Raw genomic sequence first — 25,619 nt, 5'->3', positions numbered from 1 at the left:
ACGGCTTCCGCCCTCACCGACGGTGAAAGCCGGCGTCCCCGGGCGCCCGGTGAAGCTCTCAGGTTGAGATGACAGAGGGGGAGGCCGTCGGGGTATCCGTACCGGGGTGCCCCTCGAAGGTCGCGTCAGACCCAGGAGGCCTCCGCAATGACCGCCCATCGCACTCCGCTCTCCGAGCTCGAAGCGGGCATCCCGTTCGAGCAGCGCCACATCGGCCCCGACCAGGAGGCGCGGGCCAAGATGCTCGCGCAGGTCGGGTACGGTTCGCTCGACGAGCTGACCGCCGCCGCGGTCCCGGACGTGATCAAGAACGCCGAGGCCCTGCACCTGCCGGGCGCCCGCACCGAGGCCGAGGTGCTCGCCGAGCTGCGTTCGCTCGCCGACCGCAACCAGGTCCTCGGTTCCATGATCGGCCTGGGCTACCACGGCACCTTCACGCCGCCGGTCATCCTGCGCAACGTCATGGAGAACCCCGCCTGGTACACGGCGTACACGCCGTACCAGCCGGAGATCTCCCAGGGCCGTCTGGAGGCCCTGCTGAACTTCCAGACGATGGTCGCCGAACTCACCGGCCTGCCCACGTCCGGCGCCTCCCTCCTGGACGAGGGCACCGCGGCCGCCGAGGCGATGGCGCTGTCCCGGCGCATGGGCAGGAACAAGAAGGGCCTTTTCCTGGTCGACGCGGACGCGCTGCCGCAGACCATCGCGGTGATCGAGACCCGAGCCGAGCCGACCGGCGTCGAGGTCGTCGTCGCCGACCTCAGCGAGGGCATCCCGGCGGAGATCGCCGAGCGCGAGATCAACGGTGTGCTGATCCAGTACCCGGGCGCCTCCGGTGCCGTACGCGACCTCAAGCCGGTGATCGACCAGGCGCACGAGCTGGGCGCCCTCGTCACCGTCGCCGCCGACCTGCTCGCGCTGACCCTGCTGACCTCGCCGGGCGAGCTGGGCGCGGACATCGCCGTCGGCACCACCCAGCGCTTCGGTGTGCCGATGGGCTTCGGCGGCCCGCACGCCGGCTACATGGCCGTGCACGAGAAGTTCGCCCGCAGCCTCCCCGGCCGCCTCGTCGGCGTCTCCGTCGACGCCGACGGCAACAAGGCGTACCGGCTCGCGCTGCAGACCCGTGAGCAGCACATCCGCCGCGAGAAGGCCACCAGCAACATCTGCACCGCGCAGGTGCTGCTCGCCGTGATGGCCGGCATGTACGCCGTCTACCACGGCCCGGAGGGTCTGAGGACCATCGCGCGGCGTACGCACCGCTACGCCACGATCCTCGCCGAGGGCCTGAAGGCCGGGGGCGTGGAGATCGTCCACGGTGCCTTCTTCGACACCGTCACCGCGCGCGTGCCCGGCAAGGCCGCCGAGGTCGTCGCCGCCGCCCGGGACAACGGCGTCAACCTGCGCCTTGTGGACGCCGACCACGTCTCGGCAGCCTGCGACGAGACCACCAACCGGGCCCAGCTGGAGGCCGTACTCGCCGCCTTCGGTGTCGCGGGCGACATCGAGGCGCTGGACGCCACCGCCGGGGACACCCTCCCCGAGGCGCTGCTGCGCACCGACGACTACCTCACCCACCCGGTCTTCCACGAGCACCGTTCCGAGACCGCGATGCTGCGCTACCTGCGCAGGCTGGCCGACCGCGACTACGCGCTCGACCGCGGCATGATCCCGCTGGGCTCCTGCACCATGAAGCTCAACGCGACCACCGAGATGGAGCCGGTCACCTGGCCCGAGTTCGGGCAGCTGCACCCCTTCGCACCCGCCGAGCAGGCCGAGGGCTACCTCACGCTCATCCGTGAGCTGGAGGAACGTCTCGCCGAGGTCACCGGCTACGACAAGGTCTCGCTCCAGCCGAACGCCGGTTCGCAGGGTGAGCTGGCCGGTCTGCTCGCCGTGCGCGGCTACCACCGGGCCAACGGTGACGCGCAGCGCACGGTCTGCCTCATCCCGTCCTCCGCGCACGGCACCAACGCGGCCAGCGCCGTGATGGCCGGCATGAAGGTCGTCGTCGTCAAGACCGCCGATGACGGCGAGATCGACGTCGAGGACCTGCGCGCCAAGATCGAGCAGTACCGCGACGAGCTGGCGGTGCTGATGATCACCTACCCGTCGACGCACGGGGTGTTCGAGGAGCACGTCGCCGACATCTGCGCCCGGGTCCACGAGGCGGGCGGCCAGGTGTACGTCGACGGCGCCAACCTCAACGCCCTGGTCGGACTGGCCAAGCCGGGCCACTTCGGCGGTGACGTCTCCCACCTGAACCTGCACAAGACCTTCTGCATCCCGCACGGCGGCGGCGGTCCGGGCGTCGGCCCGGTCGCGGTCCGCTCGCACCTGGCGCCGTACCTGCCGAACCACCCCCTCCAGCCGGAGGCCGGCCCGGAGACGGGCGTGGGCCCGATCTCGGCGGCTCCCTGGGGCAGCGCGGGCATCCTGCCGATCTCGTGGGCGTACGTCCGTCTGATGGGCGGCGAGGGTCTGAAGCGGGCCACGCAGGTGGCCGTGCTCTCCGCGAACTACATCGCCAAGCGCCTGGAGCCGCACTACCCGGTGCTCTACACCGGCCCCGGCGGCCTCGTCGCGCACGAGTGCATCATCGACCTGCGCCCGCTGACCAAGGCGACCGGCGTCAGCGTGGACGACGTGGCCAAGCGCCTGATCGACTACGGCTTCCACGCGCCGACCATGTCCTTCCCGGTGGCCGGCACGCTGATGATCGAGCCGACCGAGTCGGAGGACCTGACCGAGCTGGACCGTTTCTGCGAGGCGATGATCGCCATCCGCGCGGAGATCGAGAAGGTCGGCTCCGGCGAGTGGTCCGCCGAGGACAACCCGCTGGCCAACGCCCCGCACACCGCCGCCGCGCTCGGCGGTGAGTGGACGCACGCCTACAGCCGCGACGAGGCAGTCTTCCCGGCCGGGGTCTCGGCCGCCGACAAGTACTGGCCGCCGGTGCGCCGCATCGACCAGGCCTTCGGTGACCGCAACCTGGTGTGCTCCTGCCCGCCGCTGGACGCGTACGAGGACTGAGTGAGCCGTGGGTGAGGGCCCCGTCCGGACGACGTCCGGGCGGGGCCCTTCGTATGTGGTTGTGGTTGTGGCGGGTGTCGGCGTGCCGGGTGCCGGGTGGCAGTCGTCAGGTGGCAGTTGTCGGGGGTCGGGCATCAGGACGTGGCCAGGGCGACCTCTGTCGACTTGATCAGGGCGATCACCGGGGTGCCCTCGGCGAGGTCCAGGTCGGCGGCGGACTCCCGGGTGATGGCCGCGGTCAGCCGGCCGCCCTCGATGTCGATCCGCACGGTGGCCATGGCACCGCCGGTGGACAGGTGGGTGACGGTGCCGGGCAGCTGGTTGCGGATCGAGACACGGTGGACCGGGGCGGTGGCCAGGGACACCTCGGTGGACTTCACCAGGGCGCGGACCGTGGCGCCCTCCGACAGGGCGAGGTCCCGGGCAGCCTCCAGGGTGATGGCCGCGGTGAGGTCCTGGCCGCCGGTCAGGCGGATCTTCACGGTGGCCATGACCTCGCCGGAGTGCACCTCGGTGACGGTGCCGGGGAGCTGGTTGCGGATGCTCAGGGTCATGGGCACCCACCGTAGAGCGCCGGTCCGCTCAGGCCGGGTATGCGTGGGTCTGCGTCGCCTTGACCGTCGCCCAGACCGGTGCACCCGGGTGCAGGTCCAGTTCGGCGGCGGCGACGGTCGTCAGGTCCGCCGCGAGCGGCAGCTCGCCGGTGAGGTCGGCGCGGATCTGGTCGCCGTGCGTCTCCAGTCCGGCGACCTCGCAGCGCCACAGGTTGCGGGCGCTGGCCCCGGAGGGTCGGTCCCGGAACAGGGTGACGGCGGACGGCGGGAACGCCACGAAGACCGGTCCGGACAGCTCCTCCGTGGTCGTGATCGCGGGCCCCGCGTCGAGCCGTACCGTGTGGCCGGCGGCTCGACCCCGGTAGAGGTTGAGGCCGACGAGCTGGGCGATGTAGTCCGTGCGCGGGTGGCGGGCGATGTCGGCGGGGGTGCCTTCCTGGACGACCCGGCCGTGCTCGATGACCACCAGCCGGTCCGCGAGCACCATGGCGTCCAGCGGATCGTGGGTGACCAGGACCGAGACCGCCTCGAACGCGGCCAGGTGGCGGCGGAGCTGGGCGCGGACCTCCAGGCGGGTACGGGCGTCCAGGGCCGCCAGGGGTTCGTCCAGGAGCAGCAGCCGGGGGTGGGTGGCCAGGGCGCGGGCGAGGGCCACGCGCTGGGCCTGGCCGCCGGAGAGGCGGCGGGGCTTGGCGCCGGCGTGGTCGGCCAGGCCCATCCGCTCCAGCCAGGCCGCCGCACGGGAGCGGGCCTCCGCCTTGCTCGCGCCGCGGCAGCGGGGGCCGAAGGCGACGTTGTCCAGGGCGGTCAGATGGGGGAAGAGGAGGTAGTCCTGGAAGACGACGCCGACCGGGCGGGACTCCGGGGGAATGTCCGTCAGGGGGGTGCCGTCCAAGTGCAGGTGGCCGGCCGTGAGGGGGGTGAGGCCGGCGAGGGCACGGAGGGCGGTGGTCTTGCCGGCGCCGTTGGGGCCGAGGAGGGCGAGGACGTCGCCCGGGCCGGCGGTCAGGGTGACGTCCAGGTGGAAGGTGCCTCTGTCGACGATCAGGTGGGCGTCGAGGGCGGGGGGGTGGGGGTGGGGGTGGGGGTGCCTGTGCGTCGGCGGGTGCGGGGGTGTGGTCGGGTGCGGGGGTGTGGCCGGGTGCCGGCCTTCGGGCGGATGAGGGTTCCCACCTGCACCACCCGTGCGGCTTTCGTCGTCGGGTGCGGGTGGCCCCTGTGGGGGCTGAGCGTTGTCGGCTGGTGCTGGTGCTGGTGCGGGCTTAGGTGCCGGGGCCGGTGCGGCTGCTGCGGGTGCCGCGTGCGTGGGTGCGGCTGGCGCCTTGGCGGGGGCGGTGGGGGCGCCCGGTACGGCTGAGGACTTGGAGGCCTCGGTAGGGGCGCCGGGTGTGGCTGGGGGCACGCTGCGGTTGGTGGGGACGCCGGGTGTGACTGAGGCCGCGTTGGGGTTGGCGGCATTGGTGGCTGAGGCCTCGGTGGGGTTGGTCGCGTCGGTCGGCCTGACTGAGGGCTCGGCGGTCTCGGTGGGGACGCCGGGTGTGGCTGGGGGCTCGCTGTGGTCGGTGGCGCCGGGTGCAGCCGAGGTCCGAGGGGTGTTGGTGCGGTCGGCGGGTGGGGCTGGGGGACGGGTGGGGCTGGTGCCGGTGGGGGTTGCCTGGCTGTCCGACGAGGGCGCGGCGTGGGACGTCGGCGGCTCGGGGTTGGTCGGGTGGGGAGTTGTCATGATGTCGTCGTCATCCAGCGGTCCCTGAGGCCTGCCAGGACCGCGATCGATACGGCCAGCAGGACCAGGCTGAGGGCGATGGCGGCCTCGGGGTCGTTCTGGAGGGCGAGGTAGACCGCGAGGGGCATGGTCTGGGTGCGGCCGGGGAAGTTGCCCGCGAAGGTGATCGTCGCGCCGAACTCGCCGAGTGCACGGGCCCACGCCAGGACGGCGCCGGCCGCGATGCCGGGGGCGATGAGGGGCAGGGTGACCCGGCGGAACGCGGTGAAGCGGGACGCGCCGAGCGTGGTGGCCGCCTCCTCGTACCGCGGGTCGGCGGCGCGCAGGGTGCCCTCGACGCTGATGACCAGGAAGGGCATCGCGACGAACGCCTCCGCGATCACCACCCCGGTCGTGGTGAACGGCAGGGTGATCCCGAACCAGGAGTCGAGCCACCTGCCGATGACGCCGTTGCGGCCCAGGGCGAGGAGCAGGGCCACACCGCCGACGACCGGCGGGAGCACCAGCGGGAGGGTGACCAGGGCCCGTACCAGGCCGCGGCCGGGGAACTGCGTACGTGCCAGCAGCCAGGCCAGAGGGACGCCGAGGACGAGGCTGACGGCGGTCGCCGCGGTCGCGGTGACCAGGGACAGCCGCAGCGCCTGCCACACCTCGGCGCTGGTCAGCTGGTCCGGCAGGCTGCGCCAGGGCGCGCGGACCAGCAGCGCGAGCAGCGGCAGCAGCAGGAACGCCAGGGCGAGCAGGCCCGGCAGCAGCAACGGCAACGGCACCCCGCGCCGGCCCCCCGTGCCGGCGCGGCGGCGCCGCGTCCGGTCCGTGCGGGGACCGGTCGCGGCGCCGGGCTTGTCGAGCGGGGTCACGGCTTGAGGAACCCGGCCTCGCTCAGCACCTTCTGGCCCTTGGCGGAACGCACGAGGGCGATGAACGCCTTGGCGGTCTCGGCGTTGGGCGCGTCCTTCAGCAGGGCGATCGGGTAGTCGTTGACCGCGTCGGCGGACTCCGGGAACTCCACGCCCTCCACCTTGCCACCGGCGGCCTTCACATCGGTCTTGTAGACGACCGCGGCGTCCGCCTCCTTCAGCTGCACCTTGTTCAGCGCCGCCTTGACGTCCTGCTCGTAGGAGACCGGGGTCAGCTTCAGCCCGGCGGCGTCCAGGGCCTTCTGCGCGGCGGCGCCGCAGGGCACGCTCTTGTCGCACAGGACGACCTTGAGGCCGGACTTGGTGAGGTCCTTCAGGGAGGCCACCTTGTCGGGGTTGCCCGGCAGGGTGGCTATCTCCAGCTGGTTGCGGACGAAGGTGGCCGGCGTGCCGGTCGCGTCGCCCCTGTCCGTCACGATCTTCATCGTCTTGGGACTGGCGGCGGCGAAGACGTCCGCGGGGGCACCGCCGGTGATGCTGGCGGCGAGGGTGTCGCTGCCGCCGAAGTTGAAGCTGACCTTGGTGCCGGGGTGCTCGGTCTCGAACTCCCTGCCCAGGGTCGTGAAGCTCTCCTTCAGGGAGGCGGCCGCGAACACGGTGACCGTGCCGGACGGCTTGGGGGACGCGGACGCGTCCGACGCGCCGGTCTTCTTGGCGTCCGATGAGGAGGAGCAGGCGCTGAGGGCCATCAGGGCGGCGGCTCCCGCACCGGCCAGCTTCAGCATCCGCCGGGTCCGGCGCACGGAACGGGTCATCACGGATCTACTCCTAGGGTTCTGTCGGACAGCTGTCGCGCCCCTGGTACGGCCGGGTGTCGGCCGTGCCGCGATGATACTGCCGCATCTGCCAGGTGTAAGTCTCCTGTTGCTTCGCATGAGCCGGGAAGTAGTGGCGTGTGGCTCGCATGTGCGTTTGTACGGTGCTCTCGTTCCGGGGGGGCACGTCGAACGCCGCTGTGCCGGGGCGCGGCGAGCGGTGAGGGCGAGGGGTGGGGTGAGGAGTGAGTGGTGAGCGCGTCGGGTCAGGTGCGGTCGATGTGCACGTTCGTGGACTTCACGCGGGCGGTGGCCTCCATGCCGACCTCCAGGCCCAGTTCCTCCACGGCCTCCCGGGTCAGCAGCGACACGAGTCGGTGCGGGCCCGCCTGGATCTCCACCTGGGCGGCGACGTCGCCGAGCTTGATCGCGGTGACGATGCCGGGGAAGGCGTTGCGGACCGAGGTGTGCGAGGCCTCCTCCTCGGCGCCGCCCGCCTTGGCCAGTTCCACCGAGAACGCGGCGAGGTCCCTGCCGTCGACGAGCCGCCGCCCGGACTCGTCGCGGTGGGTGGTCACCCGGCCGGCGTCGGCCCAGCGGCGGGCGGTGTCCGGGCTGACGCCGAGCAGGCGCGCGGCCTGGCCGATGGTGTAGGACTGCATGCCGGTCACGATAGGGCCACCCGCCGGGAACCGGGGTCGTGGGGTGTGCTGTGCCTCAGCCCGTGTGGACCCGCGGCCGGCGGTCCCGGTCCGGTTCGGCCTCGCGCAGCACCTCGCGGGTGACCGGGGCGACCTCGCCCTGGCCGAAGAGGAAGAAGCGGAGGAAGTTGGCGAACGGGTTGCCCTCGGTCCACTCGAAGTAGATGTGCGGGGTGCGGCCCGTGACGTCACGGACGTGCAGCAGCAGCGCGGCGAGGGCGTTCGGGATGGATGCGGACTCCAGCGTCAGCACCCGGTAGCGCTCGTGCAGCACCTCGCCGCGCACCGTCAGGCTCGCCTCGAACTCGGACGGGTCGGTGACCGTGACCTCGACGAAGACGAAGTCCTCCTCCTCCGGCATGTCGTTGTCGGTGCGGATCTGGTCGATCTTGTCGCGGTACTCGGCCTTGTCGCGGTGGCCCGGCTCATTGGCGATGAACCGCATCTTCCGGCTGGCCATGTCCCGGATGAAGCGTTCCGCCATCGGGTCGAGCGACACACTGGTCACGCGCAGCTCGAAGGCGCGGGCCAGCCGGGACAGCAGCGAGACGAGGATGATGCCCGCGATGAAGCAGGCGCCGATCTTCACGCCGTCCGGGCGCTCGATGACGTTGACGACGGTGGTGTAGAGGAACACCGCCGAGATCACGGCGAAGGCGATGGTCCAGCCGCGCTGCCCCGCCTTGCGCGCGGCGATGGTCACCGCGATGGCGGCGGAGCTGATCAGCACCAGCACACCGGTGGCGTAGGCGCCGCCCTGCTTGTCGACGTTGGCGTCGAAGATCCAGGTCACCAGGAAGGCGATCAGGGTGAAGACGATGACCATCGGGCGCACGGCGCGCGCCCAGTGCGGGGCCATGCCGTAGCGGGGCAGGTAGCGCGGCATCAGGTTGAGCAGGCCGGCCATGGCGGAGGCGCCCGCGAACCACAGGATGGCGATGGTCGAGACGTCGTACGCCGTGCCGAAGGCGTTGCCGAGGTACTCGTGGGCGAGGTAGGCGAGCGCGCGGCCGTTGGCGTCGCCGCCCGTCCTGAACTCCTTCTCCGGGATCAGCAGCGTGGTGATGAAGCTGGTCGTGATCAGGAAGCAGCTCATGATGAGCGCGGCGGTGGTCAGGAGCTTCTTGGTGTCGCGTATCCGGCCCCTGGGGTGTTCCTCCGTGTCGTCCGGGTCGCCCTGGACGTGCGGCATCACGGCGACACCGGTCTCGAAGCCGGACAGGCCGAGGGCGAGCTTCGGGAAGACGATGAGCGCCACGCCGATCATCACGAGGACGTTCCCGTGCTCCGTGGTCAGCGCGCTGCTCCAGTCGGTGATCACGTGCCCGGCGGTGACGACGTGCCACAGGCCGGTGACCACGACGACGACGTTGAGGGCGAGGTACACGCCGACCAGGGCGACCGCCACTCCGACGGCCTCCAGGAAGCCCTTGAGGAAGACCGCGCCGAGCAGCGCCACGAGGAACAACGTGATCAGCATCTGCTTGCCCTGCAGGGCCTCGGTCAGATGCGGGTTCTCCACGAGGTGGGTGGAGGCGTCGGCGGCGGAGAGCGTGATGGTGATCAGGAAGTCGGTCGCCGCGAAGCCCAGCAGGGTGAGCACGAAGAGCTTGCCCTGCCAGAACGACAGCAGGCGCTCCAGCATCGCGATGGAGCCCTCGCCGCGCGGACTCTCGTCGGCCACCCGGCGGTAGACCGGCAGAGCGCCGGCCAGGGTGACGACGACCAGCACGATGGTCGCGACCGGCGAGAGCAGGCCGGCCGCCAGGGCCGCGATGCCGGGCTGGTAGCCGAGGGTGGAGAAGTAGTCGACACCGGTCAGGCACATCACCCGCCACCAGCGCTGGCCCTGGTGCGGGGGTTCCGGCTCGGCGTGCGGTCCGGTGTGGCCACCGCCCTTGCCCATGTCGGACAGTCCCTCCAGCATCCAGGCGCGCAGGCGGCTGGTGCTGGGAGGGCGCTCGGTCGTGACCATCGGCGTGCTCCAGAGATGCGGGCTCAGATGTTGTCGGCCATCACGCGGATGGCGGCACCAGCGTAAGCAGAGCGTGACGCTCGGGCCCGTGGATCAGGGGTCGGGAGGCGTCAATCTTGCGTTAAGAATGACGCCCGAGTGACGTGGCCGCAGGGAGAAGGGGAGGCCGGGAGCGGTGGGCCGGCGCCCGGCCGGGCGCGTGGGTGCGGGTGGGGCCGGCCGGGCGGCGGCCACCGAGCGTCACTCCAGGCCGGACGCCCGGAACACACCGAGGGCGGTCTCGCGGTCCACGCGGCGGGCCAGGCGGTGCAGGGCGTCCGTGCCGCAGCGCAGGGTGCCGGCCGCCTCGGAGACGCGGGCGCCCTCGGCGAGGCGGTACCACAGCGCCGGATTGCGGATCAGGACCTCCGGGTCGATCTCGACCCGGTTGCCGCGGGTGTCGCGCAGCACCAGGCGCTGGGTGACACCGTCCAGCGGGCGCACCGAGGCCAGCAGGTCGGTACGGACCCGGCGGGTGCGCAGCCACGGCAGACGACGGGTGGCCAGCCAGCCGGGGCCGGCCGACACACGGACCGGGAACAGGACGAGGAGCAGCAGCACCGCCAGCAGAAGCCATAGGGCCCCACGCCACCAGGTCAGTCCGCCGGCCGTCCAGTCGACGCCCAGCAGCAGGCCCAGCAGGGCGCCGGCGCAGCGGACCGAACGGCGCACGTCCTCGGTCCAGTCGCGGTCGTACACCGCGGTCCCGGCGCCGGACGGGTGCGAGCCGGCCGTCTGGGGGCGGGTGTCGTCGCGGTACTCCATAGGAGAAACGGTAGTCCGACGGCAGCCGTCGGCGCGCTGCCTTGACGGCATTCTGACGGGCGGGCGGCGCTTCCCCGCCTGGTGTCTTCCGGGCCTTGGCACCCCCGGCTTTCGGGCTCCCGGCTCTCGGGTCCCGGCTCCCGGCTCCCGGGGGTACGACTCCCGGGGCTACGGCTCCCGGCTCCCGGGCCCCCGGCCCCGGCTCGGCCCCCGCCGTCGGCCGTAACCGGAGGGGCCGCAGACGCGTCCCCGTCACAACCCCCGTCCCCGTCACAACCCCGTCCCCTTCAGAATGCCGTCCCCGTCACAACCCCCGCGTGTCGATCCGCAGGTGCCAGGTGTTGCGGCGGTGGACGGACAGCAGGTCGGACTCCAGGGGGGACGGCGGGACCGCGAGGACCGGGCAGTGGGCGTGGGTCAGGCAGTGGCGGGAGACCCGGCCGGAGAAGGCCCGCTGCAGCCCGCGCCGGCCCGCGCCCACGACCAGGACGTCGTCGTCCCGGTTCGCCGTGGCCACCAGGGCCCGGCCCGGGGCGCCGCGGACGACGAGCGCGTGCATCGGCACGCCGGGGCCCTCCGCGCCGAAGATCTCGTCGAGCACCGAGGCCAGCCGCTGCCTGGCCAGCCGCTGCCACTCCGCGACCAGCAGACCGGGGGCGGGGCCGCGCCGGGCGGCGGGGTCGCCGCCCGGGGGTTCCCAGGCCAGCACCGGCCACAGTTCGGCTCCCAGCCGGCGGGCCAGCGCGGCGGCCCGGCGCAGGGCCGTGACGCTGTTGAGGGAGCCGCTCACACCGACCACCACCCGCGCGACCGCCGGGGTGTGGTTACCGGACATGACTCCACCGTTCCGGCCGGGCAGTGGCGGGGTGCGGCTCCCGACGGGTGCCCGGCTGCGAGGTCCTCGCTCCTTCCTCCCATCCCACTCCCGTACCGGCGATCCGACCAGCCGGACGGCCCGCGCCGCTCGCCGACTCCGCCCCCGCCACGGGATCCGGCGACGCGGGGATCCTCTGCGGCCGGTTCGACTCGTGGGAAGCACTGCGCCAGCGGTCCGCTACGGTGCGCGGTCATGTCCGGACACACGTCGGGGCCGGTGCACACCGGGTGCGTGCGGGCCGGCCCCTCAGGTCACTGTGCCGCGTTCAGGCGGCGGTCATCACCTGACCCGCACCCAGCGGGCGGTGCGGGGCGATGATGCGGCCGTCCGGCAGCAGCTCACCGGTGTCCTCGAAGAGCAGGACGCCGTTGCACAGCAGGCTCCACCCCTGCTCCGGGTGGTGCGCCACGAGGCGGGCGGACTCCCGGTCGGCGGATTCGGCTGTCGGGCACGGTGTCTGGTGCTGGCACATGGGCGGGATCTTTCGCTCTGACGTGATCATGTCCGTCCCCCGTGAATGAAGAGTCGGTCGGGACCCAGTGTTGTCCTCTGGGCGTGATTCCGCAGGGATTTCGCGGCACCGCTTCTCACAGGTTCAGGACGCGTCACCCGCCCGGACGGTTCAGCCCAAGTGCACTGTCCCTTCGGGTGGTTCTCGGTGGCCGGATGGGACTAGTCCCGGTGGTCCAGCCGTGGAGGCGCAGGAGCGGGCAGACGCCGTGGCGTCGTGGAAGTGCGGAGACGTGGAGGTGGAGAGGCGTAGAGCACACGCGTACCCCGCTTCCCTTCGGGGCAGCGGGGTACGCGTGCGGAGGTCAGGCGGGTGAGCCGAGGACCGGCGAGCCGAGCAGTGGGAGAGGAGTCGCGCGATGGGTCAGCACCGGAAGCAACTCGGCGACCCGGAACGGGCGGTGTGCCGAGATGCCGGGCGGTGCCGGCGCCAGCGGAACCAGCAGGTCGGTGGCGGCCGGATGGCCCCCGGACCCGTCGCCGGAGCAGTCGCCGTGCAGCCAGAGCGTGAGCATGTAGAGACCGGGTACGGAGAGCAGGCGCGCCTGGTACGGCTGTTGCAGCGTCTCCGCCTGCTGCAGGGCACGCTCGGTGGAGGCGACGTAGGGGCCCTCGAAGAAGTGCGAGAAGGCCCAGCCGTCGGGAGTGAGCATGGTCTCGGCCGCGGCCACCGCGCGGTCGCCGCACCGGATCAGGAAGCGCCAGCCGGTCAGCCTCGTCGCGGACAGGCCTTGCGCGGTGATCCGGTCCAGGACGTGGACGGGCAGCGGGAGTTCGGGTGTCGCGGGACCCTGCGCGGCACGCAGGGAGGGAGTACGGGCCTCACGGACCGCGGTCGGGGAGCCGAGAGCGGTGAGGACGGAGCGCAGGGCAGGCGCGGGGGCAGGAGGAACGTGCAGGGGCATGTGGGTCGCCTCTCAGTCGACAGGCGCGGCGGCGCGAGGAGGGTGGGGCGGACGGCGCTGTCTGCTCACGGAAGGCCGGAGAGGTGGGGGCCCGTGTCGGTGTGAAAGAGAGTGCGGCTCGGTCTGCCGCCCGTCAACCGTGACGACAGGAACACCGCGGAAACCAGCACCGAGGGCGCCAACCTTGTGCCTTGCGGACGAAGTTTATACGACGCGTGTTCGGCCGGTGTTTCAGCTAACGGATTCCGGTCGACCCGGCAAGATAGAATTACGCCGCCGATTTGCGGAAATCATCCCGATTTCCGGAGCGGCCCCCCGCCGCTGACCTCGGCCTACGCACCGGTAACGGTCGGCCGAATGTCGTCGGCGTTTTTCACGAGGCAACGGGGGCACCCGGTGGACGCCCTGCGGCATGCCTCGTGAATGTGCCGCCGGGAACATTCAGAAAGAGTAGCGGGCGAGGAGCCCGCGCGGGACGTTATCGATCGCTTCCGCTGGGCATCATCCCTCCTGACCCGGGAGCCCGGCGGCCGGATCGTCGGCCCGCCCGTCCGAGGAGGGACAGTTCGATGGGGGAGAAGGTCGTGGCAGGGCAGTTCGACCTGTCCGATCGCCAGCGATACCGCGAAAAGCTCCAGAAGTGCCTGACGGGGCTTGAGCGGCTGCTGCGCGAGAAGCGATTCGATCGCCCCAAGAACCTCATGGGAGTGGAGATCGAACTGAATCTCGCGGGCTCCGACGGCATGCCGAGAATGTTGAACGGGCAGGTACTGGAGCGCATCGCGAGTCGCGATTTCCAAACAGAACTCGCCATGTTCAACCTGGAAGTCAACATAGCCCCACACCGATTGGGTGGCCGGGTATTCGATCAGCTCGCGGAGGAACTGCGCACCTCGCTCGCCTACGCCGACCGGAAGGCCTCGGAGGTGGACGCGGGCATCGTGATGGTCGGTATTCTGCCCACCCTCGGCCGGGACGACCTGGTCTCCTCCAACCTCTCCGAGGTCGACCGCTACACCCTCCTCAACGACCAGATCGTCGCCGCGCGCGGAGAGGACTTCCGGCTCGACATCGACGGCGTGGAGCACCTCGTCTGCACCTCGAAGTCGATCGTGCCCGAGGCCGCGTGCACCTCCGTGCAGCTGCACCTCCAGGTCACCCCCGACCGCTTCGCCGACGTGTGGAACGCGGCGCAGGCGGCCAGCGCCGCGCAGATCGCGGTGGGCGCCAACTCGCCGTTCCTCTTCGGGCACGAGCTGTGGCGCGAGTCCCGGCCCCCGCTGTTCCTGCAGTCCACCGACACCCGGCCGCCCGAGCTCCAGGCGCAGGGTGTACGGCCGCGCACCTGGTTCGGCGAGCGGTGGATCTCCTCCGCGTACGACCTGTTCGAGGAGAACCTGCGCTACTTCCCGGCCCTGCTGCCGCTGTGCGACGACGAGGAGCCGCTGGAGGTCATCGAGGCCGGCGGGGTGCCGAAGCTCGCCGAGCTCGTCCTGCACAACGGCACGATCTACCGGTGGAACCGGCCGGTGTACGACATCGCGGACGGCGTCCCGCACCTGCGCGTGGAGAACCGGGTGCTGCCGGCCGGTCCGACCATCACCGACGTGATCGCCAACTCGGCCTTCTACTACGGCCTCGTCCGCGCCCTCGCCGAGGAGTCCCGGCCGGTGTGGACACGGCTGCCGTTCGCCGCTGCGGAGGCGAACTTCGACGCGGCCTGCCGTTACGGCATCGACGCCCGCTTCGTCTGGCCCCGGCGGGGACGCTACGGCGGCACGAGCGAGGTCGACGCGGTCACGCTGGTCCGCGACGAGCTGCTGCCGCTCGCGGCGGCCGGGCTGGACGCGTGGGGAGTGGAGGCCGCCGACCGCGACCTCTACCTGGGCGTGATCGAGGAACGCTGCCGGCGCCGGGTCAACGGGGCGTCCTGGCAGGCGGCCACCTTCCACCGGGCACTGGAGCGGGGGCTGTCCCGGGAGGCGGCCCTCGCGGCGACGACGCGGCGGTACGCCGAGCTGATGCATGGAGGAGAGCCGGTGCACACGTGGCCGGTGGGCTTGCCGGAGCCGGCATCGCTGGGGTGAGGGTGCCGGGATCCGTGGGGTGAGGGGAGCCGCCGCCGCTTCGCGACGGCGCTCAGCTCCACGGTGCGGACCGGCGGTCCGTACGGCGCTCAGCCCGCCGCCGGCTCCCCACAGCCCAGGGGCCGCGTTCCTCCGGCCCGGCGGTCCGGGGGTGAGGCGCCGGGCTCGATGGATGCCGTCCGGATGGACGCCCGGTCCCGGTGCGCGGCGGTCGTCAGTCGGTGCCGTCAGGACGGGGCGCCGGGGGTCGGTGGGTGTCGGGAGGCTGTGGCGCTGGGCTTCGCGGGCCGGCGCGCGCTCGCCGCGGTTCCTTCTGCGATCCTTGCCACGCGAAGGTGGGTCATGGGCCCGTGAGGTCGCTGGAGGCAGGGGTGCAGGTGGAGGCTGGGTCGGTGGCTGAGTCCTCGGTGGGGGAGCGCGGGCGGCGGGTCCTGCGGGACGAGACGCTGCTCGTGCTGGGGCTCTCGCTCGGGGCGAGCGGGGTGTCCGCGCTGATCAGCTTCATCGGCTCGGTCACCAAGCCGGGCGGCCTCAAGGACCAGGCGGCCACCCTCAACGCCTCGGCCGCGCCCGGCCGCCCCTGGCTGGACCTGGCCTGGCAGCTCTTCGGCATCGCCACCGCGCTGATCCCCGTGGCACTCGTCGCCCACCTGCTGCTGCGCGAGGGCACGAGCCTGCGCACCCTCGGCTTCGACCGCACCCGGCCCTGGCCCGACCTGGCCCGCGGCGCCGGTGTCGCGGCGGTGATCGGCAGCACCGGCATCGCCTTCTACCTCGCCGCCCGCGGCCTCGGCTTCAACCTCACCGTCGTCCCCGAGGCACTGCCGGACGTCTGGTGGAAGTACCCGGTGCTGATCCTCTCCGCGCTGCAGAACGCGATCCTCGAAGAGGTGATCGTCGTCGGCTATCTGCTGCGCCGGCTCGGTCAGTCGGGCTGGGCCCCGGGGACCGCGCTGGTCGCCAGCGCGGTCCTGCGCGGCTCCTACCACCTCTACCAGGGCATCGGCGGCTTCCTCGGCAACATGGTCATGGGCGTGGTCTTCGTCCTCCTCTACCGTCGCTGGGGCCGGGTCGGTCCGCTGGTCGTCGCGCACTCCCTGCTCGACATCGGCGCCTTCGTCGGCTACGCCCTCCTCGCCGGCAAGGTGGGCTGGCTGCCGACCGCCTAGACGGCCCTCAGGCGCGCAGCTCGCCCTCGATGACCGTCACCGCGCGGCCGGTGAGCAGGGTGCGCTCGCCCCGCAGACCGGTGCGGACCAGCCCGGTACGGCGGGAGGCCTGGAGCCCGGTGAGGTCGTCGCGGCCGAGCCGGGGCGACCAGTACGGTGCGAGCGCGGTGTGGGCGCTGCCGGTGACAGGGTCCTCGTCGATGCCGACGTTCGGGAAGAAGCAGCGGGAGACGAAGTCGTAGCCGCGGGCCGGGTCGTCGGCGCGGGCGGTGGCGATGGCGCCCCGGGAGGAGTAGGCGCCCAGGGCGCGGTGGTCGGGGGAAAGGCCGAGGACGGTCTTCTCGTCGGCCAGCTCCACCAGCAGGTCGCCGACGTTCGGGCCGGTGTCGAAGACGGCGACCGGCTCCGCGCCCAGCGCCTCGGCGACCCCGGCCGGAACGTCGACCGGGGTGAGCGGGGCGGTCGGGAAGTCGAGGGTGACCGAGCCGTCCGCGGCGGGCGTGGCGATCAGCACACCGCTGCGGGTGGCGAACCGCACCGGGCCCTCGTGCGCGCCGGTGGTGTGCAGGACGTGGGCTGTCGCGAGGGTGGCGTGCCCGCACATCGCGACCTCGGCGACGGGCGTGAACCAGCGCAGCGCCCAGTCCGCCTCGCCGCCCTCGGGCAGCCGGTGCGCGAACGCCGTCTCGGCGTGGTTGACCTCCATGGCGACGTTCTGGAGCCAGTCGTCGTCCGGGAAGACGTCGTCGAGGAGCAGGACTCCGGCCGGGTTGCCGGCGAAGGGGCGGTCGGTGAAGGCGTCCACGATTCGAATGCGCATGACGCCGACGCTAGCGGTCGCGGCGGCCACCGGACCAAGGCCAATCCGCGAGTGCCGGACTGATTCGCGAGTGCCGGACTGATCACGACTGTCGGCCTGATTCACGAGCGCCGGACGGACTCCCGGCCGGCCGTGGTGGCGCGGACCCGCAGCCGCGGGGCGAGTTGGACGATGCCGAACGACACCTCCACGGGCAGGAAGCGCCACGGCACCCGCGGTCCGCCGTGGGCCGGCGCGTTGGCCTGCTACAGGTGAGCGCGGGCCTGCCGCGTCACCTCCGGCCGACAGCAGGCGGTGGACCAGCGTGTAGGTCCAGGGGATCCCGAAGCCGGGGGTGTGACGATCAGGTCGTACCAGCCGCCGGTTCGGACGACGCGCGGGCAGGCGGGGGCGGCAGGGTGCACCTCCTGGGAAGGGCTCGCCCGGGCACCGCTCACGCTGGAAGCGGAGTGCGTTCCGAGGTCAACTCGACCGAGCCGTGAGGGTGTCAATCGCATCGGAGAGCTGGCGGCGCGTACCGGGGTGTCCAAGGACACGCTGCGTTTCCTCGAGAAGACCGGCCTGATCGAGGGCGACCGGCTGCCCGACGGCTACCGCGACCTCCCGCCGGAGACGGTGGTGTGGCTGCCGTACGTGCGCACCGCGCAGACGCTCGGGTTCACCCTTGCCGAATCGCCCGCATGGAGCCCAGTTGCGGGACGCGCCGGACGGTGCCGAGGCCCTGTCGGCCCGGTTCCGGAACAAGATCCGCGTCGTCGACGAGCGCATGGCCGCACTGGCGGTCCTCCGCGTCGACCTCACGGCCCGCGTCGGCACGGGCTGTCCCCTGCGCCCGGCGAACCGGACCGGCTGAGTCCAGGGCCGGCTTGAGACAGCCGCGTCGGCTCGGTCGGAGATGACCGCATCACCGGCTGTCAGTCGCGGGGACCTCTACGGCACCGTCACCGCATCAAGCGATCCGGTCTGCTCTCCGACCCGGCGGATCGCCTCCAGCGGGTAAGGAGTCTCCCGGTTCTCCTCCCGGAGCGTGCGGAAGAAGTCCCACATCACCGCGGCGAGCGGCGCGTGGCGAGTGATGATCGCCGCGGCCGCCTCCGGGATTCCCGTGGGACGCTCCCCCTCGGCACACGCGCGCACCAGCGCGAGGCGCTCGTCCCACCCGTATCCGTACAGGGTAGTGATCAGCCAGTACACCAGGTACGAGGCCGTGTAGCAGTGGTCGTGGCTCCGGTGCCGGTCGTGGAAGGCGGCCTCGGCCCGGGACAGGTCGAAGCGGGAGGAGAGCGCGAGGCCGTAGTCCGCGAAGTACAGGCGGCGGCCGTCGGTCAGGATGTTCTCGAAGTGGGCGTCGAAGTGCAGCAGCCCCCGGGCGCTCATGAACGAGGTGCCGGCTCGCAACTCGCCGTCGACCATGGCGCAGGCCTGCCCGGCCGCCTCGTCACCGGCCCCGGTCTGAACGCTCAACCAGTCGTGCAGGTTCTGCGGGATGTACTCCAGGAACAGCATGAGACTCGCCGTGGACCGCCGCAGAGCCTCGATCCGGCGGCGTACGCCCGGTCCCCCTCCCCAGTACGCGGCGACTCGTTCGGCGTCGGCCAGCTCCTCGGGAAGTGGCCGGCCAGGCCCTGGTACGACCCGCCAGTGGTACATCAGCGGGAAACCCTCGTAGTCGCCCGCGATCACCCAGTTCGTCGTCATGGTCTGCACGGCCAGCTCCCGCCAGGCTCCGAACCCCGGGCTGCCGATCGTGCCGATGCCGTACTGGCAGAAGGAAGGCACTCCGAACAGATTCGCGGTGGAGTGGACGTTCTCCGGCCGTCGTTCCAGATCGGTCAGGGGTACCTGCTTGACGAAGACCGGGGTCCCGTCGACTTCCAGCCGTACCGTCCTCCCGCCGATGCCGGAACCCACCGGAGTGGCTCCGTCCACGAGTTCACGCAGTCTGCGATCACTGCAGAGCGCCAGCGACGTGGACACGGCACCGTGGGCCGCCAGACGAGCACCGCGGGACATGTCAGCGCTCTTCACCTGTGCCTCCAGTCGGGCGCCCGCCTGTCGTGCGGCCCCTTCGACGAACACCCCGGCAGGAGCTCTTCGCGCCCTCTCCTGCCGAGGGCGATGATCCGCTCCTCGTCTCGCCGACACAAGGGGCTTGTCATGCGATCGGTTCCGATATATCGTTGAGCCATCGCGAACGATACGCGATGTAGATGCGACAGATCAGCGATGGAATGGAGTGATCGCGATGCGTACCCACGGATTCGAGCGTGGACATCGGCACGAGGGCCCCGGCCGGCGGGGCATGGGCGGCTTCGGCGGTTTCGAGGGGCGGCGGGCCGCCTTCGGTCCCTTCGGGCCGGGTGGGCCGGGGTTCGGCCCCGGCGGGCCCGGATTCGGCCCGGGCCCCTGGGGGCCGCGCGGGCGAGGAGGTCCGCGCGGGCGGGCGCGGCGAGGTGATGTGCGCGCCTCGATCCTGGCCCTGCTCAAGGACCGGCCCATGCACGGCTACGAGATGATCCAGGAGATCGCCGAACGCAGCGGCGGCGCCTGGAAGCCCAGCCCCGGCTCGGTCTACCCCACCCTCCAGCTGCTGGAGGACGAGGGGCTGATCGCCAGCGAGAGCGAGGGCGGCAAGAAGCTGTTCTCGCTGACCGAGAGCGGGCGGGCCGCCGTCGAGGAGGTGGCGGACGCTCCCTGGGAGGAGGCCTCGCGCGGGGTCGACTGGGAGGCCCTCGGTGAGATCCGCCAGGCCGGCTTCGGCCTGATGGAGGCCTTCGGCCAGGTCTGGAAGACCGGCAGCAAGGAACAGCGCGAGAAGGCGCTGGCCGTCGTCAATGACGCCCGCAAGAAGCTGTACCTCATCCTCGCCGACGAGCACTGAGCCCGTCGGCGGGTGCCGTCGCCCCCGCGACGGCCCGGGCGCCCCGCGCGTTGACGCGTGCGGGGCGCCTTCGTGTGTCCGGGCGCAGGCCACCGGGCCGTCGACGCGTGTCCGGCGCAGGCCACCGGGCCGTCGACGCGTGTCCGGACGCAGGCGACCAGGCCGTCCACGCGTGTCCGGCTCAGGCCACCAGGCCGTCCAGCTTGCGCAGCGACTCGTGCAGGGCGGCCGTCGCCGAGTCCTTGAGCCTGCCCGCCATCAGCGACACCGCGGCGCCGGTGAACTCGCCGTCGATCCGTACCGTCGTCGCGTCCCCGTCCGGCGTCAGGGTGTAGCGGGTGGCGACGGTCACCGCCATCGGGCCCTTGCCGCGGATGGCGAACACCCGGGCCGGCTCCAGTTCCTCGATGGTCCAGTCGACCTCCGCCGGGAAACCCATCAGCTTCATGTTCTCCTGGAACGTGCCGCCCACGGCGAGCGTCCGCGGACCGCCCTGGGGGAAGCCGGTATGCGTCGCGTTCCACGCCCCGTACGACGGCCAGTCGGTGAGCTGGGCCCACACCTTCTCGGCCGGCGCCTGGATGCGTGCCTCCGCGCTGACTTCGGCCATGCGACCACCCCTTCGGATCGGGCGTATCGGGCTACGGTGTCGCGGAACGTAGCGGCGGGGGCGCGAACATTCAATACTGATGGAGCGTCAGGAACGCGCTGAGGGGGAAGGCCGTTCCCGCGTGGGATCGGTCGGATCTCCTCCGTAAGGATGAGATCCGGGTCGGCGATGTCCACTCGGCGTGGGACGCGAAAATGGTTCCCCTCGTGGATGCCCCGTCCCGTCGCGGCTGATGAGGTAGGGGATGTGCAACCCCGTACAGCCCCTCGGACCGCCCAGGACGGAGCGGTTCCGCACCCGGACGGCGCTGCCGGGCTCGACGCCGAGCTGGCAGCGGTGATCGCCGGTGCCCGCCGCCGGGCCGTGCGGGACGGGGACCGGCACACCGACACCGCCCATCTCCTCCACGCCCTGCTGGAACACGACCCCGAAGTCCGCGCCGCCGTCGGCGGACCGCAACGGCTCGCCCGCCTCCTCGGCTACCTCGTACAGCGCAGCATCGGCTACGGCCTGCGCTGGCAGGCCGGCGTGGAGGACTCCGGTGCGGTGCCCGTCGTACCCGCGCCGGCCGCTCCCGCCGATCCCGCGGGCGGGGGCGGAGACGGCTGGTCCCCCGCCGCGGCCGCCGCGCTCGCGGACGCGGCGGCCCGCGCCCGGAGTCGGGGCGCGCCCCGGGTCGGCGGCACCGACCTGCTCGCGGCGCTCGCCGCGGACCCGCGGTCCCGGGCCGTCGAGGTGCTCGAACGGGCCGGCATCCCCGCGAGCGAGCTGTCGGCGCGGATCGAGGCGGGAGCCGGCGATCACGCCGACGACGGCGCGGCCTGCTGACCGTCCGTGCCGTCCGTACTTCCAGCGGTCCACCAGCTGAGACAGGTGTCACCAGGGATGACGCTCCTGTCGGCACCTGTCATCATGTGCCGGTGCATACGTCTGTGAGCAGTCACCACAGCCCCGGCAAGGGCGCCGGGCTCGGTCTCGCGATCGTGTCGGCGCTGGCCTTCGGCGGGTCCGGAGTGGCCGCCAAGCCGTTGATCGAGGCGGGTCTCGAACCGCTGCACGTGGTGTGGTTGCGGGTGGCGGGCGCCGCCCTGGTGATGCTGCCGCTGGCGGTACGGCACCGGGACCTGCCGCGCCGCCGGCCCGCGCTGCTCGCCGGGTTCGGGCTGCTCGCCGTCGCCGGTGTCCAGGCCTGCTACTTCGCCGCGCTGTCCCGCATCCCGGTCGGCGTGGCCCTGCTCGTCGAGTACCTGGCCCCCGCCCTGGTGCTGGGCTGGGTGCGGTTCGTGCAGCGGCGGCCCGTCACCCGTGCCGCCGCGCTCGGCGTGGTCCTCGCGGCGGGCGGCCTCGCCTGTGTGGTCGAGGTCTGGTCCGGCCTGAGCTTCGACGCGCTGGGCCTGGTGCTGGCCCTCGGCGCCGCCTGCTGCCAGGTCGGCTACTTCGTCCTGTCCGACCAGGGCGGCGACGCGGGCGACGCGGCGCCGGACCCGCTCGGTGTCATCGCCTACGGGCTGCTCGTCGGCGCCGCCGTGCTGACGGTCGTGGCCCGGCCCTGGAGCATGGACTGGTCGGCGCTCGCGGGCTCCGCGGACCTGGGCGGCACCGCCGTACCTGCCGTCGCCCTGCTCGCCTGGATCGTGCTCGTCGCCACCGTGATCGCGTACGTCACCGGAGTGCTGTCCGTGCGCCGGCTGTCGCCGCAGGTCGCCGGTGTCGTCGCCTGCCTGGAGGCGGTCATCGCGACCGTGCTGGCCTGGGTGCTGCTCGACGAGCACCTGAGCGCGCCGCAGGTCGCCGGTGGCGCGGTCGTCCTGGTCGGCGCGTTCATCGCCCAGTCCTCCACCCCGGCCGAGGGCTCCCCGGAACCGGTCGCCTCGGGCGGCGCGGAAAGGGAGTTGTCCGCCCGGGGCACCGCCGCCTAGAGTCCGGCCCATGCCGCAGCACGCACGCGTTCTTCCGCCCCCGGCCGCCTGAGGCGGGCCTCCGGGTCATCGCCCGGCGCGCACGCGCCGGGCTGGACGGTGCTGCCCGCAGAAGAAGTCCGTGCGCCCCGCCGAAGCGGGGACGCCCCCGAACTTCCGCACGTACGCGTGCGCTTCTGCGGAGAGATCCCCTTGTCTTCCACGTCGACCTTGTCGCGCCCTGCGTCCGGCCTGCCCGTCGGGCGTGGCCTGCTGTATCTGATCATCACCGGTGCCGCCTGGGGCACCGCCGGCGCCGCCGCCTCGCTGGTCTACCGGGCCAGTGACCTGGGCGCCTTCGCCCTCTCCTTCTGGCGCTGCGCGCTGGGGCTGGCCCTCCTCGCGGCCGGCCGGCTGCTGCGCCCGCGCGTCCGCCGTACCGGTGTGGTCACGGCGACGGTCACGGTCCCGGCCGGGTCCACGCGCCGCGGGATCACGCGGGCCCTGGCCACCGGGCTCGGTCTCGCCGTGTTCCAGACCGCGTACTTCGCGGCCGTCGCGTCGACCGGACTGGCCGTGGCCACCGTCGTGACCCTCGGCGCGGGCCCCGTGCTCATCGCGCTCGGGGCCCGGCCGCTGCTCGGCGAGCGGCTCGGCGCGGGCGGTGTCACCGCGGTCGCCGGTGCGCTCGCCGGGCTGGCCGTGCTCACCCTCGCCGGCTCGGCCGCGACCGTCCGTCCGGCGGGTGTGCTGCAGGCCCTGGCGTCGGCGGCGGGCTACGCCGTCATGACCCTGCTCACCCGCTGGTGGGGGAGGAGCGGTGGCACGGACGCCGGCGGCACCACGGTGGGGGCCTTCGCGGTGACCAGTCTGTGTCTGCTGCCGTTCGCGGTGCACGAGGGGCTGCTCCCGCACACGGCCCACCCGGTCCGGCTGCTGTGGCTGCTGCTCTACATCGCCGCCGTGCCCACGGCCCTCGCGTACGCCCTCTACTTCGCGGGAGCCGCCGTCGTCCGGTCCGCCACCGTCTCGGTGATCATGCTGCTGGAGCCGGTGACGGCGGCCGTGCTCGCCGTCGTCCTGCTCGGCGAACGGCTCACGGCGGCCACGGTGGCCGGCACCCTGCTGCTGCTCGGAGCCGTCGCGGGCCTCGCCGTGAGCGAGGCCCGTGGCGCCGGCCGGCGGAAGACGGTTCCTGAGTGAGGGGCGCCCCGCGCTGCTACCGCGCCGCCAGGTAGTCGGGCAGCTCGATGCCGGGCGTCAGGTCGGCGTTGGGAACCGGGGTGTCGTAGCCCTTGCGGAGCGGGACGACGCCGGCCCAGTGCGGCAGGGAGAGGTCGTCCGGCTCGTCGTTGGCGCCGCCGGTGCGGACCTTGGCCGAGACCTCCTCCAGGTCCAGGCGGATGACGGCGGTGGCGGCCAGCTCCTTCCTGTTCGCGGGCCGGGAGTCGGCGGCCCGGCCCGGGACGACGTGGTCGACCAGCGCGTCCAGGGCCAGGCGCCGCTCCTCGGGGTCGGTGACCTCGTGCGCGATGCCGTGCACCACGACCGAGCGGTAGTTGATCGAGTGGTGGAAGGCGGAGCGGGCCAGCACCAGACCGTCGACATGGGTGACCGTCAGGCACACCGGCAGACCGGGGTCGGCCTGGCCGGTCATCCGCAGCGGGCGCGAACCGGTGGATCCGTGGACGTACAGCCGCTCGCCGACCCGGCCGTACAGCGTCGGCAGCACCACAGGGGCGCCGTCCCGGACGAAGCCCAGGTGGCAGACGTACCCCTCGTCCAATATGGCGTGCACCAGCTCCGCGTCGTACGAGGCCCGGTCGGCGGAGCGCGTGGGCACGGTGCGGTCGGTCGGCTGGTAGGCGGTGGCCCGGGTGTCCTCGGTCGTGCCCTGCATGATGATCCCCTCGATGACGGCGAGCGTGCGAAGATTTTCGTACTAGTGCATAATGTTCTTTGTGCTAGGAGAATATCGGATCAGTGGGCGGGGCGCAGCCGAGATCGCCGCCAGTGTCGAGCGGGCGGTCGGTGCGGGGGAGCTGCGGCCCGGCCAGGTGCTGCCGTCCATGCGGGAGTTGGCGGAGCGGCTGGGGGTGAATCCGAACACCGTCGCGGCCGCCTACCGCACACTGCGCGAGCGCGGGGTGATCGAGACGGCCGGGCGCCGGGGGAGCCGTGTCCGCCCCAGGCCTGCCACCACCGGCCGGGAGCAACTGCGGGTGGAGGTGCCGCCCGGCGGGCGCGACCTCTCCACGGGCAATCCGGACCCGGCCCTGCTGCCCCGCCTGGCCCCGGCGCTCGCCGCGGCGGCCGGGGCGAGCGACGGCCGGCCCGTCCTCTACGGCGACGACCCCGTGGACGCCGGCCTCGCGCGCGTCGCCCGCGCCGAACTGGACGCCGACGGCGTGCCCGCCGGCCCGCTGACCGTGACCTCCGGCTCCCTGGACGCCGTCGAACGCCTCCTCGCCGCGCACCTCCGCCCCGGCGACACGGTCGCCGTCGAGGACCCCGGCTGGGGCAGCCTCCTCGACCTCGTCCCCGCCCTCGGCCTGCACACGGCCCCGGTCGGCGTGGACGACGACGGGCCGCGCCCGGACGATCTGCGCCGCGCCCTGGAGGCCGGGGCCCGTGCCGTGATCGTCACCGACCGGGCCCAGAACCCGACCGGCGCCTCGCTGACCGCCACGCGCGCGCGTGCCCTGCGTGCCGTGCTGCGCGACCACCCGGAGACCCTGCTGATCGAGGACGATCACGGCCACGGCATCGTCGACCTGCCCCTGCATCCCCTCGCGGGCACCACCCGGCACTGGGCCTTCGCCCGCTCCGCCGCCAAGGCCTACGGCCCCGATCTGCGTCTCGCCGTCCTCACCGGTGACCCCGTCACCGTCGACCGGGTCAGGGGCCGCCAGCGCCTCGGCCCCGGCTGGGTGAGCCTGCTGCTGCAGCGGACCGTGGCCCACCTGTGGACGCACGGCACGGTGGACCGGACGGCGGTGGCGGAGTCGTACCGGGTCCGCAGGGCCGGTCTGGTGGACGCGCTGGCGGAGCGGGGTGTCGTCGCCCACGGCCGCAGCGGTATGAACGTCTGGGTGCCGGTCCCCGACGAGACGGCCGCGGTGGCCCGACTCGTCCAGGCGGGCTGGGCGGTGGCCCCGGGGGCCCGCTTCCGCCTGGCCTCCCCGCAGGGCGTCCGCGTCACGATCTCACCGCTCGCCGAGGAGGAGGTCGCCCCGCTGGCCGACGCGGTGGCGGCGGCCGTACGACCGTCTCCGGCCCGGGCGTACGGCTAGTCCGTGAGGCTAGGACTTGTCCGGCCGATCATGCCCGGAGCCAGATGACGAGGGTTGCGGCGGTCGCGGTCCCGAGGAAGACGTAACCGCGCTTGTCGTATCTG

The 25,619-nt window shown here is 72.7% G+C and carries 22 protein-coding genes and 1 pseudogene; 9 read left to right on the top strand and 14 right to left on the bottom strand.

The features are described from left to right. Positions 1 to 147 precede the first annotated feature (147 nt). Entirely contained in the window at positions 148 to 3,033 is a 2,886-nt protein-coding gene (gene gcvP / locus ACZ7N4_RS38080) for an aminomethyl-transferring glycine dehydrogenase (protein WP_471368343.1), read from the top strand. A 134-nt stretch (positions 3,034 to 3,167) separates the two neighbouring features. On the opposite strand, the gene ACZ7N4_RS38075 is transcribed toward gcvP, so the two are convergent. From ACZ7N4_RS38075 to ACZ7N4_RS38030, 10 genes are all read right to left on the bottom strand, one after another. Further along, positions 3,168 to 3,587, bottom strand: coding sequence for a TOBE domain-containing protein (locus ACZ7N4_RS38075; protein ID WP_471368341.1), 420 nt, complete (start codon positions 3,585 to 3,587; stop codon positions 3,168 to 3,170). Positions 3,588 to 3,615: 28 nt separating this feature from the next. Further along, positions 3,616 to 4,635 carry an ABC transporter ATP-binding protein gene (locus ACZ7N4_RS38070; RefSeq protein WP_471368366.1) on the bottom strand — a complete coding sequence of 340 codons (1,020 nt, stop codon included), beginning with the start codon at positions 4,633 to 4,635 and terminating at the stop codon, positions 3,616 to 3,618. Between the two features lie 671 nt (positions 4,636 to 5,306). Then, positions 5,307 to 6,170, bottom strand: a complete 864-nt coding sequence (gene modB, locus ACZ7N4_RS38065; protein WP_471368338.1) for a molybdate ABC transporter permease subunit — start codon at positions 6,168 to 6,170, stop codon at positions 5,307 to 5,309. Further along, positions 6,167 to 6,985: a molybdate ABC transporter substrate-binding protein gene (modA, locus tag ACZ7N4_RS38060; protein WP_471368336.1), complete on the bottom strand. Its 819-nt coding sequence runs from the start codon at positions 6,983 to 6,985 to the stop codon at positions 6,167 to 6,169. Before modA ends, modB begins: the two co-directional genes overlap by 4 nt. 266 nt (positions 6,986 to 7,251) lie before the next feature. Further along, on the bottom strand, positions 7,252 to 7,647 hold the full coding sequence (locus tag ACZ7N4_RS38055) for a TOBE domain-containing protein (RefSeq protein WP_471368334.1): 396 nt from the start codon (positions 7,645 to 7,647) through the stop codon (positions 7,252 to 7,254). 55 nt (positions 7,648 to 7,702) lie between these two features. Next, positions 7,703 to 9,661, bottom strand: coding sequence for an APC family permease (locus ACZ7N4_RS38050; RefSeq protein ID WP_471368332.1), 1,959 nt, complete (start codon positions 9,659 to 9,661; stop codon positions 7,703 to 7,705). A 240-nt stretch (positions 9,662 to 9,901) separates the two neighbouring features. Beyond that, complete coding sequence (locus tag ACZ7N4_RS38045) at positions 9,902 to 10,465, bottom strand: hypothetical protein (protein ID WP_471368331.1); 564 nt, start codon at positions 10,463 to 10,465, stop codon at positions 9,902 to 9,904. A gap of 304 nt (positions 10,466 to 10,769) precedes the next feature. Continuing rightward, on the bottom strand, positions 10,770 to 11,300 hold the full coding sequence (locus ACZ7N4_RS38040) for a universal stress protein (RefSeq protein WP_471368329.1): 531 nt from the start codon (positions 11,298 to 11,300) through the stop codon (positions 10,770 to 10,772). Positions 11,301 to 11,607: 307 nt separating this feature from the next. Next, complete coding sequence (locus ACZ7N4_RS38035) at positions 11,608 to 11,814, bottom strand: DUF5999 family protein (RefSeq protein WP_471368327.1); 207 nt, start codon at positions 11,812 to 11,814, stop codon at positions 11,608 to 11,610. A 343-nt stretch (positions 11,815 to 12,157) separates the two neighbouring features. Next, positions 12,158 to 12,757, bottom strand: a complete 600-nt coding sequence (locus tag ACZ7N4_RS38030; protein WP_471368326.1) for a hypothetical protein — start codon at positions 12,755 to 12,757, stop codon at positions 12,158 to 12,160. A 569-nt stretch (positions 12,758 to 13,326) separates the two neighbouring features. Between ACZ7N4_RS38030 and ACZ7N4_RS38025 the strand changes: the two genes are divergently transcribed. Beyond that, positions 13,327 to 14,844 (top strand): glutamate-cysteine ligase family protein, encoded by a 1,518-nt coding sequence (locus tag ACZ7N4_RS38025; RefSeq protein ID WP_471368324.1) that lies wholly within the window; start codon positions 13,327 to 13,329, stop codon positions 14,842 to 14,844. 371 nt (positions 14,845 to 15,215) lie between these two features. Next, positions 15,216 to 16,013, top strand: a complete 798-nt coding sequence (locus tag ACZ7N4_RS38020) for a CPBP family intramembrane glutamic endopeptidase (protein ID WP_471368364.1) — start codon at positions 15,216 to 15,218, stop codon at positions 16,011 to 16,013. Between the two features lie 7 nt (positions 16,014 to 16,020). Here ACZ7N4_RS38020 and ACZ7N4_RS38015 read toward each other — a convergent pair whose 3' ends face one another. Next, the gene (locus ACZ7N4_RS38015; protein WP_471368322.1) at positions 16,021 to 16,833 is read right to left on the bottom strand and encodes a PhzF family phenazine biosynthesis protein; all 813 of its coding nucleotides are present in this window, start codon (positions 16,831 to 16,833) and stop codon (positions 16,021 to 16,023) included. 438 nt (positions 16,834 to 17,271) lie between these two features. On the opposite strand from ACZ7N4_RS38015, the pseudogene ACZ7N4_RS38010 reads away from it, so the two are divergent. After that, a pseudogene (locus tag ACZ7N4_RS38010) lies at positions 17,272 to 17,686 on the top strand (MerR family DNA-binding transcriptional regulator). A 77-nt stretch (positions 17,687 to 17,763) separates the two neighbouring features. Here ACZ7N4_RS38010 and ACZ7N4_RS38005 read toward each other — a convergent pair. Then, a complete protein-coding gene (locus ACZ7N4_RS38005) occupies positions 17,764 to 18,846 on the bottom strand; it encodes a BUD32 family EKC/KEOPS complex subunit (protein WP_471368320.1) in 1,083 nt (360 codons plus the stop codon). 232 nt (positions 18,847 to 19,078) lie between these two features. Here ACZ7N4_RS38005 and ACZ7N4_RS38000 point away from each other — a divergent pair, with 232 nt between their 5' ends. Beyond that, positions 19,079 to 19,714, top strand: coding sequence for a PadR family transcriptional regulator (locus ACZ7N4_RS38000; protein WP_471368319.1), 636 nt, complete (start codon positions 19,079 to 19,081; stop codon positions 19,712 to 19,714). 181 nt (positions 19,715 to 19,895) lie between these two features. On the opposite strand, the gene ACZ7N4_RS37995 is transcribed toward ACZ7N4_RS38000, so the two are convergent. Then, positions 19,896 to 20,324 (bottom strand): type II toxin-antitoxin system Rv0910 family toxin, encoded by a 429-nt coding sequence (locus ACZ7N4_RS37995; RefSeq protein ID WP_471368317.1) that lies wholly within the window; start codon positions 20,322 to 20,324, stop codon positions 19,896 to 19,898. Between the two features lie 246 nt (positions 20,325 to 20,570). Here ACZ7N4_RS37995 and ACZ7N4_RS37990 point away from each other — a divergent pair, with 246 nt between their 5' ends. The 3 genes from ACZ7N4_RS37990 to ACZ7N4_RS37980 all read left to right on the top strand — a co-directional run bounded on the left by ACZ7N4_RS37990 (position 20,571) and on the right by ACZ7N4_RS37980 (position 23,425). Beyond that, positions 20,571 to 21,152 carry a Clp protease N-terminal domain-containing protein gene (locus tag ACZ7N4_RS37990; RefSeq protein WP_471368316.1) on the top strand — a complete coding sequence of 194 codons (582 nt, stop codon included), beginning with the start codon at positions 20,571 to 20,573 and terminating at the stop codon, positions 21,150 to 21,152. An 86-nt stretch (positions 21,153 to 21,238) separates the two neighbouring features. Continuing rightward, complete coding sequence (locus ACZ7N4_RS37985) at positions 21,239 to 22,243, top strand: EamA family transporter (RefSeq protein WP_471368315.1); 1,005 nt, start codon at positions 21,239 to 21,241, stop codon at positions 22,241 to 22,243. A gap of 210 nt (positions 22,244 to 22,453) precedes the next feature. Then, complete coding sequence (locus ACZ7N4_RS37980) at positions 22,454 to 23,425, top strand: DMT family transporter (protein WP_471368312.1); 972 nt, start codon at positions 22,454 to 22,456, stop codon at positions 23,423 to 23,425. Positions 23,426 to 23,441: 16 nt separating this feature from the next. On the opposite strand, the gene ACZ7N4_RS37975 is transcribed toward ACZ7N4_RS37980, so the two are convergent. Continuing rightward, positions 23,442 to 24,122 carry a pyridoxamine 5'-phosphate oxidase family protein gene (locus tag ACZ7N4_RS37975; RefSeq protein ID WP_471368310.1) on the bottom strand — a complete coding sequence of 227 codons (681 nt, stop codon included), beginning with the start codon at positions 24,120 to 24,122 and terminating at the stop codon, positions 23,442 to 23,444. 61 nt (positions 24,123 to 24,183) lie between these two features. On the opposite strand from ACZ7N4_RS37975, the gene ACZ7N4_RS37970 reads away from it, so the two are divergent. After that, positions 24,184 to 25,515 (top strand): aminotransferase class I/II-fold pyridoxal phosphate-dependent enzyme, encoded by a 1,332-nt coding sequence (locus ACZ7N4_RS37970; RefSeq protein ID WP_471368308.1) that lies wholly within the window; start codon positions 24,184 to 24,186, stop codon positions 25,513 to 25,515. Positions 25,516 to 25,619 lie beyond the last annotated feature (104 nt).

Source organism: Streptomyces sp. NPDC107654, from assembly GCF_055639035.1.
This window is presented reverse-complemented; position numbering and strand designations above follow the sequence as displayed.

Bases quoted from the DNA above. Each gene is read 5' to 3' on its own strand.
- ACZ7N4_RS38035 (WP_471368327.1), bottom strand. From the start codon at position 11,814: ATGTGCCAGCACCAGACACCGTGCCCGACAGCCGAATCCGCCGACCGG.
- ACZ7N4_RS38050 (WP_471368332.1), bottom strand. From the start codon at position 9,661: ATGGTCACGACCGAGCGCCCTCCCAGCACCAGCCGCCTGCGCGCCTGG.
- ACZ7N4_RS38025 (WP_471368324.1), top strand. From the start codon at position 13,327: ATGGGGGAGAAGGTCGTGGCAGGGCAGTTCGACCTGTCCGATCGCCAG.
- ACZ7N4_RS38030 (WP_471368326.1), bottom strand. From the start codon at position 12,757: ATGCCCCTGCACGTTCCTCCTGCCCCCGCGCCTGCCCTGCGCTCCGTC.
- ACZ7N4_RS38005 (WP_471368320.1), bottom strand. From the start codon at position 18,846: ATGTCCCGCGGTGCTCGTCTGGCGGCCCACGGTGCCGTGTCCACGTCG.
- ACZ7N4_RS38040 (WP_471368329.1), bottom strand. From the start codon at position 11,300: ATGTCCGGTAACCACACCCCGGCGGTCGCGCGGGTGGTGGTCGGTGTG.
- ACZ7N4_RS38045 (WP_471368331.1), bottom strand. From the start codon at position 10,465: ATGGAGTACCGCGACGACACCCGCCCCCAGACGGCCGGCTCGCACCCG.
- ACZ7N4_RS37975 (WP_471368310.1), bottom strand. From the start codon at position 24,122: ATGCAGGGCACGACCGAGGACACCCGGGCCACCGCCTACCAGCCGACC.
- ACZ7N4_RS37995 (WP_471368317.1), bottom strand. From the start codon at position 20,324: ATGGCCGAAGTCAGCGCGGAGGCACGCATCCAGGCGCCGGCCGAGAAG.
- ACZ7N4_RS38015 (WP_471368322.1), bottom strand. From the start codon at position 16,833: ATGCGCATTCGAATCGTGGACGCCTTCACCGACCGCCCCTTCGCCGGC.
- modA (WP_471368336.1), bottom strand. From the start codon at position 6,985: ATGACCCGTTCCGTGCGCCGGACCCGGCGGATGCTGAAGCTGGCCGGT.
- gcvP (WP_471368343.1), top strand. From the start codon at position 148: ATGACCGCCCATCGCACTCCGCTCTCCGAGCTCGAAGCGGGCATCCCG.
- ACZ7N4_RS38000 (WP_471368319.1), top strand. From the start codon at position 19,079: ATGCGTACCCACGGATTCGAGCGTGGACATCGGCACGAGGGCCCCGGC.
- ACZ7N4_RS38075 (WP_471368341.1), bottom strand. From the start codon at position 3,587: ATGACCCTGAGCATCCGCAACCAGCTCCCCGGCACCGTCACCGAGGTG.
- ACZ7N4_RS38055 (WP_471368334.1), bottom strand. From the start codon at position 7,647: ATGCAGTCCTACACCATCGGCCAGGCCGCGCGCCTGCTCGGCGTCAGC.